14 protein-coding genes, 2 pseudogenes and 1 other annotated feature are annotated in these 14958 nt (G+C 61.1%); of the genes and pseudogenes, 2 read left to right on the top strand and 14 right to left on the bottom strand.

Annotated elements, in window-relative coordinates; all coding sequences use genetic code 11:
• Nucleotides 1–38 precede the first annotated feature (38 nt).
• Complete coding sequence (locus RHIZ70P_RS18345; protein ID WP_115671927.1) at nucleotides 39–1940, bottom strand: diguanylate cyclase; 1902 nt, start codon at nucleotides 1938–1940, stop codon at nucleotides 39–41.
• 287 nt (nucleotides 1941–2227) lie between these two features.
• On the opposite strand from RHIZ70P_RS18345, the gene RHIZ70P_RS18340 reads away from it, so the two are divergent.
• Complete coding sequence (locus RHIZ70P_RS18340) at nucleotides 2228–2431, top strand: cold-shock protein (protein ID WP_035227053.1); 204 nt, start codon at nucleotides 2228–2230, stop codon at nucleotides 2429–2431.
• Nucleotides 2432–2758: 327 nt separating this feature from the next.
• Here RHIZ70P_RS18340 and RHIZ70P_RS18335 read toward each other — a convergent pair.
• Nucleotides 2759–3962 (bottom strand): annotated as a pseudogene (locus tag RHIZ70P_RS18335) (IS3 family transposase).
• Nucleotides 3562–3678, bottom strand: a sequence feature (AL1L pseudoknot). It overlaps the preceding pseudogene by 117 nt.
• Before the next feature lie 51 nt (nucleotides 3963–4013).
• Here RHIZ70P_RS18335 and RHIZ70P_RS23300 point away from each other — a divergent pair.
• A pseudogene (locus RHIZ70P_RS23300) lies at nucleotides 4014–4367 on the top strand (cell filamentation protein Fic); the annotation flags it as partial.
• A gap of 169 nt (nucleotides 4368–4536) precedes the next feature.
• Here RHIZ70P_RS23300 and trbI read toward each other — a convergent pair.
• From trbI to RHIZ70P_RS18270, 12 genes are read right to left on the bottom strand one after another with little or no spacing between them, the layout of a single operon-like run.
• Entirely contained in the window at nucleotides 4537–5904 is a 1368-nt protein-coding gene (gene trbI, locus RHIZ70P_RS18325; protein ID WP_115671926.1) for an IncP-type conjugal transfer protein TrbI, read from the bottom strand.
• 13 nt (nucleotides 5905–5917) lie between these two features.
• Nucleotides 5918–6391 (bottom strand): conjugal transfer protein TrbH, encoded by a 474-nt coding sequence (gene trbH / locus RHIZ70P_RS18320; RefSeq protein ID WP_115671925.1) that lies wholly within the window; start codon nucleotides 6389–6391, stop codon nucleotides 5918–5920.
• Nucleotides 6391–7245 carry a P-type conjugative transfer protein TrbG gene (gene trbG / locus RHIZ70P_RS18315; RefSeq protein ID WP_115671924.1) on the bottom strand — a complete coding sequence of 285 codons (855 nt, stop codon included), beginning with the start codon at nucleotides 7243–7245 and terminating at the stop codon, nucleotides 6391–6393. The genes trbH and trbG overlap by 1 nt, the downstream gene beginning before the upstream one ends.
• A gap of 17 nt (nucleotides 7246–7262) precedes the next feature.
• Complete coding sequence (locus tag RHIZ70P_RS18310) at nucleotides 7263–7940, bottom strand: conjugal transfer protein TrbF (protein WP_115671923.1); 678 nt, start codon at nucleotides 7938–7940, stop codon at nucleotides 7263–7265.
• 17 nt (nucleotides 7941–7957) lie between these two features.
• Nucleotides 7958–9154: a P-type conjugative transfer protein TrbL gene (gene trbL / locus RHIZ70P_RS18305; RefSeq protein WP_115671922.1), complete on the bottom strand. Its 1197-nt coding sequence runs from the start codon at nucleotides 9152–9154 to the stop codon at nucleotides 7958–7960.
• On the bottom strand, nucleotides 9148–9378 hold the full coding sequence (trbK, locus tag RHIZ70P_RS18300) for an entry exclusion protein TrbK (protein WP_115671921.1): 231 nt from the start codon (nucleotides 9376–9378) through the stop codon (nucleotides 9148–9150). Before trbK ends, trbL begins: the two co-directional genes overlap by 7 nt.
• Nucleotides 9375–10184: a P-type conjugative transfer protein TrbJ gene (trbJ, locus tag RHIZ70P_RS18295; RefSeq protein WP_115671920.1), complete on the bottom strand. Its 810-nt coding sequence runs from the start codon at nucleotides 10182–10184 to the stop codon at nucleotides 9375–9377. Before trbJ ends, trbK begins: the two co-directional genes overlap by 4 nt.
• Entirely contained in the window at nucleotides 10156–12624 is a 2469-nt protein-coding gene (locus RHIZ70P_RS18290) for a conjugal transfer protein TrbE (RefSeq protein ID WP_115671919.1), read from the bottom strand. The genes trbJ and RHIZ70P_RS18290 overlap by 29 nt, the downstream gene beginning before the upstream one ends.
• Nucleotides 12625–12633: 9 nt before the next feature.
• Entirely contained in the window at nucleotides 12634–12933 is a 300-nt protein-coding gene (locus RHIZ70P_RS18285) for a conjugal transfer protein TrbD (RefSeq protein WP_115671918.1), read from the bottom strand.
• Nucleotides 12926–13330, bottom strand: coding sequence for a conjugal transfer pilin TrbC (trbC, locus tag RHIZ70P_RS18280; protein WP_115671917.1), 405 nt, complete (start codon nucleotides 13328–13330; stop codon nucleotides 12926–12928). Before trbC ends, RHIZ70P_RS18285 begins: the two co-directional genes overlap by 8 nt.
• Nucleotides 13320–14291, bottom strand: coding sequence for a P-type conjugative transfer ATPase TrbB (gene trbB, locus RHIZ70P_RS18275; RefSeq protein ID WP_115671916.1), 972 nt, complete (start codon nucleotides 14289–14291; stop codon nucleotides 13320–13322). Before trbB ends, trbC begins: the two co-directional genes overlap by 11 nt.
• Nucleotides 14288–14923 carry an acyl-homoserine-lactone synthase gene (locus RHIZ70P_RS18270; protein ID WP_115671915.1) on the bottom strand — a complete coding sequence of 212 codons (636 nt, stop codon included), beginning with the start codon at nucleotides 14921–14923 and terminating at the stop codon, nucleotides 14288–14290. Before RHIZ70P_RS18270 ends, trbB begins: the two co-directional genes overlap by 4 nt.
• Nucleotides 14924–14958 lie beyond the last annotated feature (35 nt).

Below are 14958 nucleotides of genomic sequence, written 5' to 3'. Positions count from 1 at the left end.
TGGCGACGTGTCGTCCCGTCCTTCCCTGTCACCGACGGTCAAGCCGGCTTCTTGACGCGCTCGTCAGCCAATCTCTGAAACCCGACGCGGTCTCTCCCGGCATCCTTCGCCTGATAGAGTGCCAGATCGGCCCGTGCCACGAGCTCGGTTGGGTTGGCTAACCTTGAGTCCCGGGTGAAGACGGTGGCTCCCAGGCTGGCGGTGACCAGCCCATACTCGCTGCCTTCATGCAGCATGCCGAGCTCCCTGATCGACGTTCTGATCTTATCACCGATCGCGATCGCCGTGTCGCTGTCCGTATTGGGCAGGAGAACCGCAAACTCCTCACCCCCGAAACGCGCTGTAATGTCACCTGACCGACGGGCTGCAGCGGCGATTGCGCCTGCAACAGACTTCAGGCAGCCGTCACCGGCGAGGTGTCCGTAGCGGTCGTTGTACGCCTTGAACCTGTCGACATCGATCAGAAGCACAGACAAAGGCCGACCGGTCTGCTTGGCTACCTCAAATTCGCGCTGCAGCCTCTCATCGAATGACCGGCGATTGGCCAGTCCGGTTAGTGCGTCTGTTTCAGCCAGACCTTTCATCCGCTCTGCAAAACTCTTGAGCGAGAGTTCGGATTCCTTCATCGCTGTGATGTCGGATACCAGCGCCAAAACGTGTTGGTCCTCGGTCACCCGGGTCCTCAGAGCCAACCAGCGACCATCTGCCATCGGGATTACTTCGTCCTTGTCGACGAAGAGCGTCTTGGCGGCGGCCTGAATGTCTTCTTCGTCTAGATCGATGGGCAGATTCTGACGCTCGCCGTTGCGCACAGTGGCCCTGACAATGTCGGTTATGTGCGCACTATCCTTGCGGGCATAGGCAGATTTTGGAAACAGCGCCCGATACTGTTCATTGCAGAATACGATTTTTCCATCAGGCCCAAACATCGCAAGCCCGTCTGACATTTCAGCCATCGCCTGCGCCATGATGTTTCTGCTAGAACGGAGTTCCTGCTCGAGGAGTTTCTTCTCGGTAATGTCGACCGTGACACCGGCCAGGCCGACCATGTCGCCTTGGCGGTTTCTTAGGGGCACTTTTGAAGTCGAGTACCAGCGCGGCGGTTTGCCGTCTTCGATCAGGAACTCCTCGAAGTGGTCGAGCGCCTGACCGGTTCGCAAGACATCGGCCTCGGCTGCCATCAACTGCTCGGCTCGCTCCCTCGGCGCGAGATCATAATCTGTCAGCCCCACCATCTCGGACGACCGAGCGCGCCCATTGTGGCGTGCAACATTCAGGTTCGCGACGACAAACCGGTGTTCCAAATCCTTGACATAGTGGTAGTCGGGAGCCTGTGTGAGAGCAGCATGAAGAATATCACGTTCCAGCGTGAACCGGCGGAAATATGCCAGAAAAAAGCCAATAGCGGCTGTCGTTGCAAAGTTCAGAACGACGATTGGCAATCCCACCTGGTCAACAGCACGTTGGAAGTCTGCCTGGGGAAGAAGCGCAAGTACCGCGATCGAAAGGCAGCCCGCAAGCACCGCAGCGCTCAGGATCGACGGCGCATTATTCATCGGCTTTTTGCCAGCGAAGAACCAAAGCGAGCTTCCTAGAACGAAAACAATGGCGATAGCGGTCAATCCAGGCGCCACCCCTGCCCCACCAAGGTAGAAGCGGAAGCCCGCAGCCATGATGGCCGTGATCAAAGCAGCCCCCGGCCCGCCAAATACAGCGGCGGACTCGATGATCGCAAGGCGGAGGTCAAAGATGACACCCACATCGAAGCGCACCGAGAGTAGCATTGAGGCGATCGCCGCCAGGCCCATAGTGACTCCGAGGCCGGCACAGCGCAGCTTGGGCGGCAACTGGTAGAAGCGATAGGAGAGATGTGTCCAGATCGAGACGATCAATGCGACTGCGGCGAGATTGCCAGCAAGAACTTTCCAGACGTCATCCATTCTCAATCACCGTCACGCTACGCCCCGAACACTCAACCGGAAGAGACGACGCTGCGCTCTCGAACGCCCCAAGGGACGCGGTGACAAGCCCAAACCGTCAACACAGTTCATCCTCAATATCTGGCAAAAAGCTAAAGCAGCCGTTTATGAACAACGACATTTAACTAAAGTCTCATCTCGTTGAGACATCGCATCCGACAGCATATCTCTGGTCACCTGACAGGAAGCCGGTTGCCGCTCAACCGCCGAGCGGTTAGAGTCAGCCTCCAACTACGAACGAGGCAGACATGGCGACCGGTACAGTGAAATTCTTTGCTCAAGACAAGGGCTTCGGCTTCATCACCCCAGATGACGGCGGTCAGGACGTCTTCGTGCACATCTCCGCGGTCGGCTTCGGCGAGGCTTTGAAGGATGGCCAAAAGGTTCGCTACGAGGTGGGCCAGGACCGCAAGACGGGCAAATCAAAGGCTGAAAACGTCTCAGTGATCTGAAACGGTAAATGGCGAAGTCGTGCGCGGCAATTTGATGGATATCAATCGTCGCGCACTTTCATTTTGTAGGTATAACAAACAATTTATTCATCGATAGCTGAACCACATTGTGTGGATTTCTAGTCCTATCAATCGAGGCGTAATAGCTAAAGCGCGCGTGAAACCCTCTCTTAGGGAAACCTCTGCCCCGTCAGCATCGCCACCAGCTGGAACCTGCTTCGGATGCCACTCTGATATAGATTTATCAGAACCTTGGCGCTCTCTTGCGCCGGCGGCGATGTCTGAAAATGAACCGCCCCGGCTTTACCGGAGACCGTTTAGTTTAAGTTATGCGGCCATGGCTGGCACGTCCAGCATAGCGTAGTATCGTTCTTCTGCCTCGGCGGGCGGTACATTTCCGATGGGTTCCAGAAGGCGACGGTTGTTGAACCAGTCGACCCATTCGAGCGTGGCGAACTCCACGGCTTCGAAGTTGCGCCATGGTCCTCGCCGATGGATGACCTCGGCCTTATAAAGACCGTTGATTGTTTCGGCGAGAGCGTTGTCATAGGAATCGCCCGCCTCCGCCAGCCGCTCAGAATAGCGAACGGACACGTATTGCGAGCCGCGGTCGGAATGATGAACCAGCCCGCCGCGTTTGACAGGCCGCCGATCATGAAGCGCCTGGTCGAGGGCATCGAGCACAAAGCTTGCGTGAGCGGTCCTGCTCGCCCGCCAGCCCACGATGCGACGGGCGAAGGCATCAATGACGAAGGCCACGTAAACGAAGCCCTGCCAGATCGCGACATAGGTGAAATCGGATAACCACAGCATGTTCGGCGCTGGAGCGAAGAACTGTCGGTTCACTCGGTCGAGCGGGCATGGAGCGGACTTGTCCGACACGGTGGTTTTGACTGGCTTGCCGCGAATGACGCCTCGAAGCCCCATCTTCTCATAAGCCGTGCGACGGTGCAGCGTGCGACGTCGAAGCCTTCTCGCTGCAACTGTCGCCACACTTTCCGCACGCCATAGACCTGGAAGTTCTCGTTGAACACCCGGCGTATCTCGACTTTCATGGCAATATCATTCCGTTCGCGGGCCGATAGGCGGTCCACGTCCGTGCGCTTGGCGATAACCTCATAATAGGTGGACGGGGCAATCGGCAGCAGCCTGCAGATCGGCTCGACCCCGAGCACCGAGCGGTGTTCGTCGATAAAGGAAATCATCGCTTCAGTGGGCGGTCGAGCTCCGCCTGGGCAAAATACGCCGAGGCTTTGCGTAAAATCTCATTCGCCTGGCGAAGCTCCCGGTTCTCCCGTTCCAAAGCCTTCATCTTCTCAGCCACGTCACTCGGCAAACCTGCACGCTTGCCGCTGTCGACCTCGGCCTTCTTCACCCATTCATGCAGCGTATGCGCCGAGCAACCGATCTTGGCCGCTATCGATGATACCGCCGCCCAGCGGGAGGGATGTTCGGCTTCATACTCCGTCACCATCCGAACGGCGCGGGCACGAACTTCAGGAGAGAATTTGTTCGTCGTTTTGCTTGTCATAGACCCTACTTCTCACGAGTTGGGGTCTCCGGCAAAGCCGGGGCGGTTCACATCGATCTGACCGTGATCACCAAGCCTCGCATGATCGAGGCATCTATCGAGACCACGAACGACCCTTCTAGTCCGGCGATGAAGCATCTCATCCAGGATGCAATGGATCCTAACCGCCGCGAGGCGATCCGCAGCGCCATGTCGGATCTTGAGCAGGCTGGCGAGAAACCGTTCGAGCACAACATCCGTACGGCCCTCTCGGGCGAAGGGATCGAAGGACAGGTTCTCGGTCATGACAATCGCGTGGCGAGCCTCGTGACCGATACGGGGATTGTAGCCGTGGATCGCGCTGATCTTCCGGAGCAGATGCCTCCCGACGACGAGGAGGTGAAGTTCACCGCCCGATCTGATTTCAGGACGCTGGGTCGGCCGGAACAGGTCCAAGATGCCCGACCGCAGCAGCCAGGCGAACAGACCGCCCAAGAGCCTCAGTCGCAGCACCACAACGCCGAGCTTAAGGCTATCGAAGCGCAGCAGCTTTCGCAAGCCAAGGAAAGCTGGTCGATGCTGATGCACCTTGTGATCAAAATCTCAGACTTCGGTCCAAATGTCTCAAAGTCTCACGAGGCTGCGCGTTACTATCAAAGGCCTTCGGAAACACCATGTCCTGATCAACCAAGACATTGAACTTGTAACCCGGTCGGATTTCGAGCGTGGGTTGGACATTGAGATTGCGGCTGATCGTCTGCTCGGCGACCCGGCCGAAGCTCTCCGCGAAATTCCGCCGCGCCGCATCGGATGCCGTGTCCTGCGTCGCAAGTGTGGAGCTCTCCGGTATGGACGCATCGATCCCGGTTCCAATCAGTGCGATCAGCGCCGCCGAGCCGAATGTTCGCCAATAGTGGTTGTTCACCTTGTCGTGGAAACCGCCATATCCTTGCGCGTCCATTCCCGCCATCCCGCCAATCTGCAGCGTTGAACCGTTCGGGAAGATGATGTCGGTCCAGACGACGAGCATGCGGCTCTGCCCGAACGACACCTTGCTGTCGTAGCGTCCGAACAACTTCGCTCCTTGCGGGATCAGCAGGCGATGCCCTGTCGCGCTGTCGTAGACGTTCTGGCTGACCTGGGCGGTAATGCGACCGGGAAGGTCCGAGTTGATGCCGGTGATCAGGGTCGCCGGGATGACGGAACCTCGCTTCAGTTCAAAGGCCGATTGCTGCGGCACCACGCGATTTGGGAGATATCCGAGGTCCTTGAGATCTGCGTTGAAGAAATCCTCCTTGGAGGACTGTCCGTTCGGATCGGCATTCTGCCCGCCAAGCCCCGCCCGCAACGCGGCTGCATAGAGATCCGAGGTGCCGCCGGGGCTCATTGACGACGCCGTGTTTGTCGTCTCTCTGGCCAAGGTGGTCTCGTCTGTTCTCGCCTCCAGTTTGCTGCGGTCGATGGCAAGCGGCGCGTCATAGGCTGCGTCATTCGCCTGTAGTCGCGCCATCCGCTGTCGATGCCGCTCGCGCAGATACTGCTCCCGTTGCTCACGCTCGAGGCGGGCGCGCCAGACCTCTTCGGATTCCAGCTGCTGCCCACGCTGCTGCACCTCGCGTTGTCCGGGCTGCGGCGTGAAGGGATTGTTCGCCTTTTCCTCGGCCTGTTTTGTGTCGACAGGTGTCGGCTGGAACGTGGTCTGCTGCTGTGGCTCGCCGATGATGCCGTCCGTCACACCGCGCTTGATCTGGTCGGCGAAGGTCGATGCTGGATTGCCCGAGCTCGTTTCCGGGCCGGTGTCCTTGCCAAAGTAGAGACCTCGGGAGGCGAGCCCATAGAAAATGACGCCAAGGAAAGCGATGACCAGCACGATCACCACGACAATCGGCAGGCGATTAATCCGCTTGATGCCGGATTCTGCTTCGTCATTTGCAGCGCCACCGAGCTTGAGGGATTGTACCATCGTTGCCCTCCCCTCAGCCGCGTCGCATCAGCGACAGAGCGCTCGCCGGCGTCGCACCGCTCGCCGTTACGTTATAAGCCCGACCCAGTTCGACGTGATCGGTCGAAAGACGCGCCAGAATCTGGCCATCGAATGGCAAGACGACATAGGCGAGCGGGATGACCTTCGTCTCGCTGTCGGTCTTCTGGTCGGTGACCACGGCATAACCCCAACCCTTCAACGCCGCCTCCAGAGCCTGTCCGAAGGGCGAGGCGTCCGGTTTGAGGGAAACGGTCGCCTTGCCCGGTCCGATCTGCTCGGCAAGCCGGCTGACCATATCGCCGGCGATGGCGCTCGCCGCCGGGCCGGAGATTTCCGGCGGCGCGTTGCTGGCGACGAGACCATCGGTCCCCATCGACTGGCATCCGGAGAGGAGGATGGCGAAGGTGCCGGCTGCGGCAAGGGCGCGGATGAGGCGCAAGAGGAGATAGTGGGCAAAAGTTCGCATCACTGCCCTCCCCTTTTGATCGTCACCTTTTCCTGTTTCCAGCCAACGCCGGAGACCAAGACCGCGCGATCGATGTGATAATCGACCACCATTATGTCGCCCTTCATCCGGTAGTTGACGATGCGGTTCTGGCCGCCTGACGTGACAAAGAGCACCGGTGCATCCTGGCCGGAGATCGAGCGCGGGAACTGGATGTAGGTTTTCAGGCCATCGGAATAGACCCGTGTCGGCCGCCAGCCGGCCCTGCCTGAGACCGAATAGGAGAAGTTCAACTGCTCGGCCGGCACGCCGGCACCCGGGATCGTGCTCGCCTCGAGACGGGCGTTGATATCGGCGAGCTTGGCCGCAACATCCTCCGGATACTCGAAACCGACACGGGCCATATATTGGCTCGAATGCGACTTGAGCTGGATATGATAGGTCCGCCGCGACGTCGTCACCACCATGGATGTAACGAGACCTGGCTCCGACGGCTTGACGATCAGATGGATCGCCTGGCCGCCCGCCGCCCCTGACGTGGCCGGTTCGACCTTCCACCGCACAGTGTCGCCAACCAACACGTCGCGAACGACCTCGCCGCCCTGAAGCTCGATATCGCAGACCTGCAGTGGTGAGCAGACGACCGAGGGCTGAACCTCACCATAGAGAAAGATCACCTTCCCGTCCGCTCCCTTGGTCACCAACCCGCGCGATCCACGCCACTGGGTGGAAATCCCCATGCCCTTCGCCTCGTTGGCGGTGACGCCGTCGGCCGCAACGGCATCGAGAGGTGCAAGGACGGAGAACGCCAGCACCGCCGAAGTGATGGTGCCGGCGGTCAACGTGGCCCGTAGTTTTATGTGACGGGTATTCATGTTCGGGGCCATGCCTTTCAAAGCTGCGCTGTCCAGTCGAAGTCGCGGAGATAGAGACCGATGGGGTTGAGACGGATGACGTCCTCGTCCTGCGGTGGCGTGAGGGTAACGGTGGCGATGCCGCGGAAACGGCGCACCGCCGTCTCCTTGCCGTGGCGGTCTCGCTCGAACTCGGTCCAGTCGACCTGATAGGACTGGTTGGACAGTGCAACGATATTGTTGACCTCGATCGCGATGGTCGCAGTCTTCGCCTTCTCGAAGGGGGAATTGGAGCGGAACCAGGCATTGACCTTCTCTGTCGCAGGATCCGAGGTCCTGAGCAGGCCGTAGGTTCGGTCGATATATTGCTTTTGCACCACCGCATCCGGCGTCACGCTACGGAAATTCGAGACGAAGCTGCCGAGGGTGGCGCGCACCACACGCGGGTCGGCATATTCGATCTGCTGCGGGAAACCGGCATTGGAGGCCGTGCCGAGCTTGTCGACCTCGACGATATAGGGAACGAGCTTGACCTGCGTGCTCTGATAAAGCGCGTAGCCGAAGCCGATCACCGCCATGACCATGCCGGTGACGCCGACGATGCGCCAGGCCGCAGCCGCCTTCACATACGAGCCATAGCGCTCGTTCCACTCGTTGCGCGCAGCGAGATAGGGATTGGCGATAGGGGAGTTATCTGACGGATTGCGTCCGGCCATGGGTGATCAGCCTCCAGCTATTTGTTCTCGTTGGGGGGCGGGGGCGGAGGGGGCGGTGTTGACCGGCCCGACTGACGCGTCTGGTCGAGCTTTGCGTTGGCGAGGCCAAGCAGCGATCCGGCATAGGCTCCAGGGGCGGCGATCGCCTTGTCCTTGGCTGCCGATCCGGCAGCGTGAGCAGCATTGCCAATGCCCGATGCCATGCCGCGAAGTGCCGCGCCGGCCATCGACGAGCCCCCTGCCCGTGCCGAGCTCGCGGTCTGCGCCCCTTTCGTTGCGGCGCTTGCACCGAGGAAAGCGCCGCCAGCCGCGAATGTCGCGGCCTGGCCGCCGTGGCGGATCGCTTCCATGCCGCCGGCAATCGAGACGCCCTGCACGACGCCCTGCAGGATCGGCGGGACATACATGGCGATCACGAAGACCACGACCGAGATCCCGGCGATGGCAAGTGTGGTGATGAACTGTTCGGATATGGCCGTCGGCGCTTCGGCCAAGCCCAGCAGAATGTCGGAGCCGATCTTGGCGATCATCACCAGCGCCATCAGCTTCATGCCAACCGAGAAGGCATAGACCAGATATTTGACGGCAAAGTCCTTGGTGAAGGACGAGCCGCCAAGACCGAGCATGATCATGCCGGCGAGCAGACCGACATACATCTCGACCATGACGGCAACGAAAATCGCGGCGACCAACGAGAAGGAGACGACGACCACGACCATGGCGAAGACCGCGGCGATCGCCAGCGCGTTGTCTTCCCATAAGCCGAACTTCGCCTGTTCCGACATCTTGGTCGCGACCCGGATGCCCGCGTCGAAGATGTTTGCGGGTGATGCCGAGCCGCCGCCGGCGCCGATCTGATAGAGACTATCGACAACGGCCTTGGCGAAGGACGGTCCCTGGTCAAGGATGAAGGCAAAGAGGCCGATGAACATGATCCGCCGGACGAGCTCGGCGAACCAGCTGTCGAGCGAGGCGGCGTTGATCGCCAGCCATACGGCGGCGATCCCGACCTCGATACCGGCAAGGATCCAGAACAGCGAACGCGCCGCGTTCATCACCGTTGTCTCCCAACCTTTCGTGGCAGTGACGACGGAGTTTTCGAGCGTCGTCAGGACCGAACCCTGTTGGGCAAGCGCCGGCGTCGCCGCCAACAGGATGAGGCCGATCGAAATGAACGCGAGCTCCAGCTTCCTGGAGGGACGGACGATCACCATCGCGGCTTCATCTCCTGGCCGCCACGGACGTTTCGGTCCGGATCGCCGCTGAAGAATTTTTCGCGATGCTCGCGGCGCTCGGTTTCGGATGCAGGTCGCGCAGCGGCGGCGCCCGATCCGGACACGCGGGCCGGACGCGGCTGCACCACGTTCCAGGTGACGATGCCGGCACTGAGCGCGACGATCCCCGTCAATACCAGGATGACCACCAGACGCGGGCTCACCAGCGTGGCTCCATGGCCTGGCCGCCGCGAATGTTGCGCTCGGTTGCGCTGAAGAACTGCTCACGGCGCGCCTGGGCCAGATCCTTTTGGGCCTGTTCGGATTGAAACCATGTGCCCATCATAGTCATCTGCTGGGAGACGAGGCCGCGCAGCTTTTGCATCTGCGCGACCTGCTGTGCGGCGATCTGATGTCCAACCTGCAGCGCCTTCATCTGTCCGTCGGCGGATTCCGACATCGAGCGCAACGACGACATCGTGCTCTCTTCGCTGGAAAACTGCTCGGCAGTCAGGTTTGCCGCCTTCAGCGTTCCGGCGATCGTGTCGCGGTTGGTGTCGGACCAGTTCTGATAGGTCGCGGAGAAGCTGGCTCCATCAGGCAGATTGCTCTTCATCTCGGCAAAACTCTGGAAGCGCTGTTTCAGCACATCGTCGATATTGCCCATCGAGAAGGCGACGCCCCGCCCCTGCGCGACGACGTTCTGCAGGTTCATGAGGTCGTTCTCGACCTGCCCCCAGATGTGGTTCGGAAGCTGCGCTGTGTTCTGCAGGAGATTGTTGTAGATCTTCAGCTGGTTCTGGATCTGCTCGGCAAGTTGGGAGATCTGGGTGATCTGATTGTTAACTTGCTCGGCCGATTTGCCGACCAGCGACACGAGCTCGGCATTGTTGGCGAGTTGCGTCCATTCGGTGGCCTGCCCGGTGACACCGCCAGCATAAGCCGGGACCGGTAGCGCGGCGGAGAGAATGATGGCCGCGATGACCGCGGTGCGTGCCGTTTCACGCGGTGGGAAAGAGTGTATCGGCATGAGCGATCCCCCTTTGCTTGAGCCAGTGGAGAGGCCATGCGGCCCCGTGTTCGGAATGAAGGGTGCGAATGCGCTTGAGGTCTTCCTTGCCGGACGCGCCGACGAAGGAGAGCGCGACGGGACCGAGTGCCATGTCGAACAGGCGGCGGCCTTCCGGTGAAACGACGTAGTATTCGCGCTTCGGAAGCGCCGTCGCGACGATCTCGATCTGCCGCTCGTTGAAGCCGATGTGCTCATAGAACTCGCGCGTGCCCGGCTCCCGCGCCGCCCCGTTCGGCAGGCAGATTTTTGTCGGGCAGGATTCCTTCAGCACATCGATGATGCCGGAGCGCTCCGCATCCGAGATCGACTGGGTAGCGAGCACGACGGCGCAATTGGCCTTGCGCAAGACCTTCAGCCACTCGCGGATCTTATCCCGAAACACGTGGTGGCCGAGCATCAGCCAAGCCTCGTCCAAGATGATCAGGCTAGGGGCGCCGGTCAGGCGTTTCTCGATGCGACGGAACAGGTAGGTGAGGACGGGCACGAGATTGCGTTCGCCCATGTTCATCAGTTCCTCGATCTCGAAGCACTGAAAGGTGCCCAGCGCTAGGCCGTCCTCCTCGGCATCGAGCAGTTGCCCCATTGATCCGTCGACGGTGTAGTGGTGCAGCGCGTCCTTGATCTCGCGCATCTGCACGCCCGATACGAAATCCGAGAGCGAACGGCCGCGCGATTCCGCCATGAGCCCGATCTGCCGGGAGATGGCGTTGCGATAGTCCGGGTTGATGGTCACACCTTGCAGCGCCACCAGGGTCTCGATCCATTCCGACGCCCAGGCGCGGTCGCCATCGGTCGAAAGCTCGGCAAGCGGGCAGAAAGCCAGCGCCTTCACTTCGCCTACTGCCGAAGGACCGATATCGCCGCCGATTTGGTAGTGATCGCCATTGAGTCCGAGCGTCAGCGGCAGCATCGAGCCACCCTTGTCGAAGGCGAAGACCTGGGCTTGCGCATAGCGCCGGAACTGCGCGGCGATCAGCGCCAGCAGGGTCGATTTGCCGGAGCCTGTCGGCCCGAAGATGAGCGCGTGCCCGACATCATCGACATGCAGGTTCAGCCGAAACGGCGTCGAACCGGAGGCGACCTGCATGAGCGGCGGCGAGGCTGGCGGATAGAACGGGCAAGGCGCGGTCGGACTCCCCGACCAGACGCTATTAAGCGGGATAAGGTCGGCAAGATTGCGGGTGTTGATCAAGGGCTCGCGGATATTGGCGTAGGAGACGCCGGGCAGGCTGCCGAGAAAAGCGTCGGTCGCATTCAGCGTCTCGATACGTGCGCCAAACCCTTCCGCCTGGATCAGCCGGCGGATCGCCTCGCAATTCTCCTGTAGGCGGGCCTGGTCCTCGTCGAAGATGACGATGACAGGCGTATAGTAGCCATAGGCGACGAGCTGGGACGAGGCTTCGGCGATCGCATCCTCGGTTTCGGCAACCATCACCATGGCGTCCTGATCGACTGAGCGCGACTGTGTCTGAAACAGCTGGTCGAAGAAGGGTCTGACTTTCTGTTGCCATTTCTTGCGGGTGCGTTCCAGCTTTGCCCTCGCCTCCTCGGCATCGAGGAAGAGGAAACGCGATGACCAGCGATAGGTGAGCGGCATCAGGTCGAGGCTGTTCAGGATCCCCGGCCAGCTTTCCGCCGGCAGGCCGTCGATCGCCACGACGCCGAGAAAGCGGTTCTCGACCAAAGGCGTGAGGCCATGCTGCAGCTCGGCCGTCACCAGCCAATCGAGATACATCGGGATCTCAGGCAGACGGACCGGATGGTTCTCGCCGGTGATGCAGAAGCGGATGAACTGGAACAGTTCGTCATAGCGGGCGACGCGGAAACCGCCGTGCTCTTGCGCCTCGCGTGTCATCATCCGCCGGATCGACACGACATTGGCGAGATATTGCTCGACCTCGCGGATCGAGGTCAGAAACGTCTCCAGCGCTTTGTCGGCATAGGTTGCGGAACGGCTTGCCGCATCAGAATAGACATAGCGGGTCAGACCCGAGCGCCGCGGCTCGGGCGGCCGCCAGGTCAGGATCATTACGTGCCGGCTCTCGAAATGCCCCCTCTCCTTCTGGAAATGCGCCCGCCGTTCGTCGTCGATCGCTCGCGTGACCGGATCCGGAAAGTGGGATTCGGCCTCTGTAGGATATTCCCCGGTCGGCACCCTGATGGCCTCGACCTGGATCATCCAACCGGATCCGAGCCGCGACAGGATCCCATTGATCTGTCGCGAGACTTCGTTGCGCTCGACGGACGTCGAGCTCTCGCTGTCCGGCCCGGCAAAATACCAGCCAGCCATAAGAGAGCCGTCCTTGAGCAGGATTACGCCGTTTTCGACGAGGCCGGCATAGGGTACCAGATCGGCAAAGGACGGACCGGAATGACGGAATGACTTGAGGGCAACCATCGAGAACCCTCAGAACCTGCGCCAGGGCGACGACGTCGCGCGATAGAACGTCTTGTACGAGATATGGCGGATATAGACCCGCCGCATCAAAGGATCGGCCTTTGCCATCATGCGCAGTGCCGCGACAGCGATCAGCCAGATCGCGAGGCCGAAGAGCGCCGCGTACCAAGTCAGCACGACGAAGATCAGGATGACGGCGGCAAGGGCGGTCAGCAGCACCAATTCGCGGTCGGCGCCCATCAGCAGGTTCGGACGCGATAGCGCCCTGTGTACAGGCGAGCGGGAAAGGTTGGAGCCAGGCTCAGCCATGGGCTCCCTCCCCTTCCCATGAAGGCGTGCGCGTCGGCGTGGCGATGTCGGTCGCTGATGGCGTGTCGACCGCTCCGATTGATGCACCGGTCGCGCCAAACAGGGCGACGATCTGTGTGGAGCCAAGCAGGATCCCGCCGACAAGGGCGATGAAGCAAAGCCGCCGCGCGAAATCGTTCAGTTCGCCGCCGAAGATCAGCATGCCGCCGGCGATGGCGACGGCCGCCAGTGCAATAAAGCCGGCGACTGGCCCGGTGATCGATTGCTGGATCTGCTGCAGCGGTGACTCCCATGGCAGGCCGCCGCCACCAGAAGAGGCGAGTGCCGGTTCTGCCAAGGCCAGCGCGATAGCGGCGATGCCCAGGGTGGCGAGCTTTATCCTTGTCTCATGCGGCATGGCTGTCCTCATCAATCTGGGCGTAGTGCTCGGTCCGATAACGGGCATTGCCGAACCCCTCGACATGGATCACGTCCCGGACCCGCCTGCCCTTGCCCGTGCGCTCGATGGAGACGACCAGATCGACGGCTTCGCCGATCACCTCCTGCATCGGCTGCTGGCTCGCTTCCGCCGTCAGTTGCTCAAGCCGGCGGAGTGCTGACATCGCCGTGTTGGAATGGATCGTGGTGACGCCTCCCGGATGACCGGTGTTCCAGGCCTTGAGTAGCGTCAGTGCGGCGCCGTCGCGGACCTCGCCGACGATGATGCGGTCGGGTCTGAGACGCATCGTGCTCTTCAGCAGCCGGGCCATATCGACCGTGTTGGTGGTGTGGAGCGACACGGCATTTTCTGCCGAGCACTGGATCTCGGCGGTGTCTTCCAGGATGACCATGCGATCGTCGGGGGCTGTTGCGACGATCTCGGCGATCACGGCATTGGCAAGCGTCGTCTTGCCCGACCCGGTTCCGCCTGAGATGACGATGTTCATGCGCGACGCGATGGCGCTTCGTAAAACCGAGGCCTGCGCTTCGGTCATCACCTTCGACTTCACGTAGTCGTCGAGCGGGATGAGGCGTGACGCGCGACGACGGATTGTGAAGGCAGGTGCCGATACCACGGGGGGCAGCAATCCCTCAAACCGATGTCCGCCGATCGGCAGTTCGCCGGAGATGATCGGTCGTTCATCGTCTGCTTCCGACTGCAGCGCATGGGCGACGCTGCCGATGACGATTTCGGCCGTGGCGGCGCTCATAGCGCCGGCCGGGGCGACCCCGTGCCCCAGCCGTTCGATGAACAGCCTTCCGTCGGGATTGAGCATGATCTCGACGACCGTCACATCGTCGAGTGCGACACACAGTTGGTCTCCGAGGGCGTCCTGCAGTTTGCGCACGAGGCGTGGATGGGAGCGGAGTTGGGTCACGCGGCGCTCCTGAAGAGGCCGGAATCGTTGCGCGCGATCGCCAAGCGGTAACCTGGCGGGCAGACCTGTTCGAAACTAGGGCGATCAGCCGGCAGACTGCCCGCGACGGCGACGGTGTTCCCGATCGCAACCGGATTGCCGAGGCGGTGCATTGGCCAGCCCGCACGCTTCAGGATACGTTCAAAACGAAGATCCGTCGCGGTGACGATCTCCTTGTATCCGTTGGCCATCGACCATTCGATGATGCCGGCGAACATCGTGAGCGTCACCTGATGCAGAACTCCTCCCCTCCCCGCTTGAAGCGACGTGTCGACGCAGAAGCGTGAGCTCTCGACCATCGCGGCATGGGGGGCGAGCGAACCGCGCTCCAGCAGTTGCGGGAATGTCTGTTCCAGCATCGTCGGGCCGAATGCGGGTAGCAGGCGTGCGCAGCCGACGACCTTCTGGTCGGCCGAGATCGCCAGGATGTAGGTTGGGCGGAGATCATCGTACTGATCCCGCTCTCCCTGTTCGGTGATGCTGACATCCCACTCCAGGCGACCGCCAAACACGGCGGCCCGAAGACGGTGCATCTGGTTCAGGTAGTTGTGGTTACTCGCGTAGTGGTCGGCCGAGACGCTCAGAATCTGCATGGTGATCTCCGCATGAACTGGTCAGGCGAAGGGAA

The organism is Paenirhizobium selenitireducens ATCC BAA-1503 (assembly GCF_900492185.1).
GTDB lineage: Bacteria > Pseudomonadota > Alphaproteobacteria > Rhizobiales > Rhizobiaceae > Allorhizobium > Allorhizobium selenitireducens_A.
Note: the sequence above shows the minus strand (reverse complement) of the source record. Positions and strands in the feature narration are given on the sequence as shown.

Excerpts from the sequence above, each read along its gene's own strand:
- RHIZ70P_RS18345 (WP_115671927.1), bottom strand. The coding sequence starts at position 1,940 with ATGGATGACGTCTGGAAAGTTCTTGCTGGCAATCTCGCCGCAGTCGCA.
- trbG (WP_115671924.1), bottom strand. The coding sequence starts at position 7,245 with ATGAATACCCGTCACATAAAACTACGGGCCACGTTGACCGCCGGCACC.
- trbC (WP_115671917.1), bottom strand. The coding sequence starts at position 13,330 with ATGCCGCATGAGACAAGGATAAAGCTCGCCACCCTGGGCATCGCCGCT.
- RHIZ70P_RS18285 (WP_115671918.1), bottom strand. The coding sequence starts at position 12,933 with ATGGCTGAGCCTGGCTCCAACCTTTCCCGCTCGCCTGTACACAGGGCG.
- RHIZ70P_RS18310 (WP_115671923.1), bottom strand. The coding sequence starts at position 7,940 with ATGGCCGGACGCAATCCGTCAGATAACTCCCCTATCGCCAATCCCTAT.
- RHIZ70P_RS18270 (WP_115671915.1), bottom strand. The coding sequence starts at position 14,923 with ATGCAGATTCTGAGCGTCTCGGCCGACCACTACGCGAGTAACCACAAC.
- RHIZ70P_RS18290 (WP_115671919.1), bottom strand. The coding sequence starts at position 12,624 with ATGGTTGCCCTCAAGTCATTCCGTCATTCCGGTCCGTCCTTTGCCGAT.
- RHIZ70P_RS18340 (WP_035227053.1), top strand. The coding sequence starts at position 2,228 with ATGGCGACCGGTACAGTGAAATTCTTTGCTCAAGACAAGGGCTTCGGC.
- trbL (WP_115671922.1), bottom strand. The coding sequence starts at position 9,154 with ATGGTGATCGTCCGTCCCTCCAGGAAGCTGGAGCTCGCGTTCATTTCG.
- trbI (WP_115671926.1), bottom strand. The coding sequence starts at position 5,904 with ATGGTACAATCCCTCAAGCTCGGTGGCGCTGCAAATGACGAAGCAGAA.
- trbH (WP_115671925.1), bottom strand. The coding sequence starts at position 6,391 with ATGCGAACTTTTGCCCACTATCTCCTCTTGCGCCTCATCCGCGCCCTT.
- trbJ (WP_115671920.1), bottom strand. The coding sequence starts at position 10,184 with ATGCCGATACACTCTTTCCCACCGCGTGAAACGGCACGCACCGCGGTC.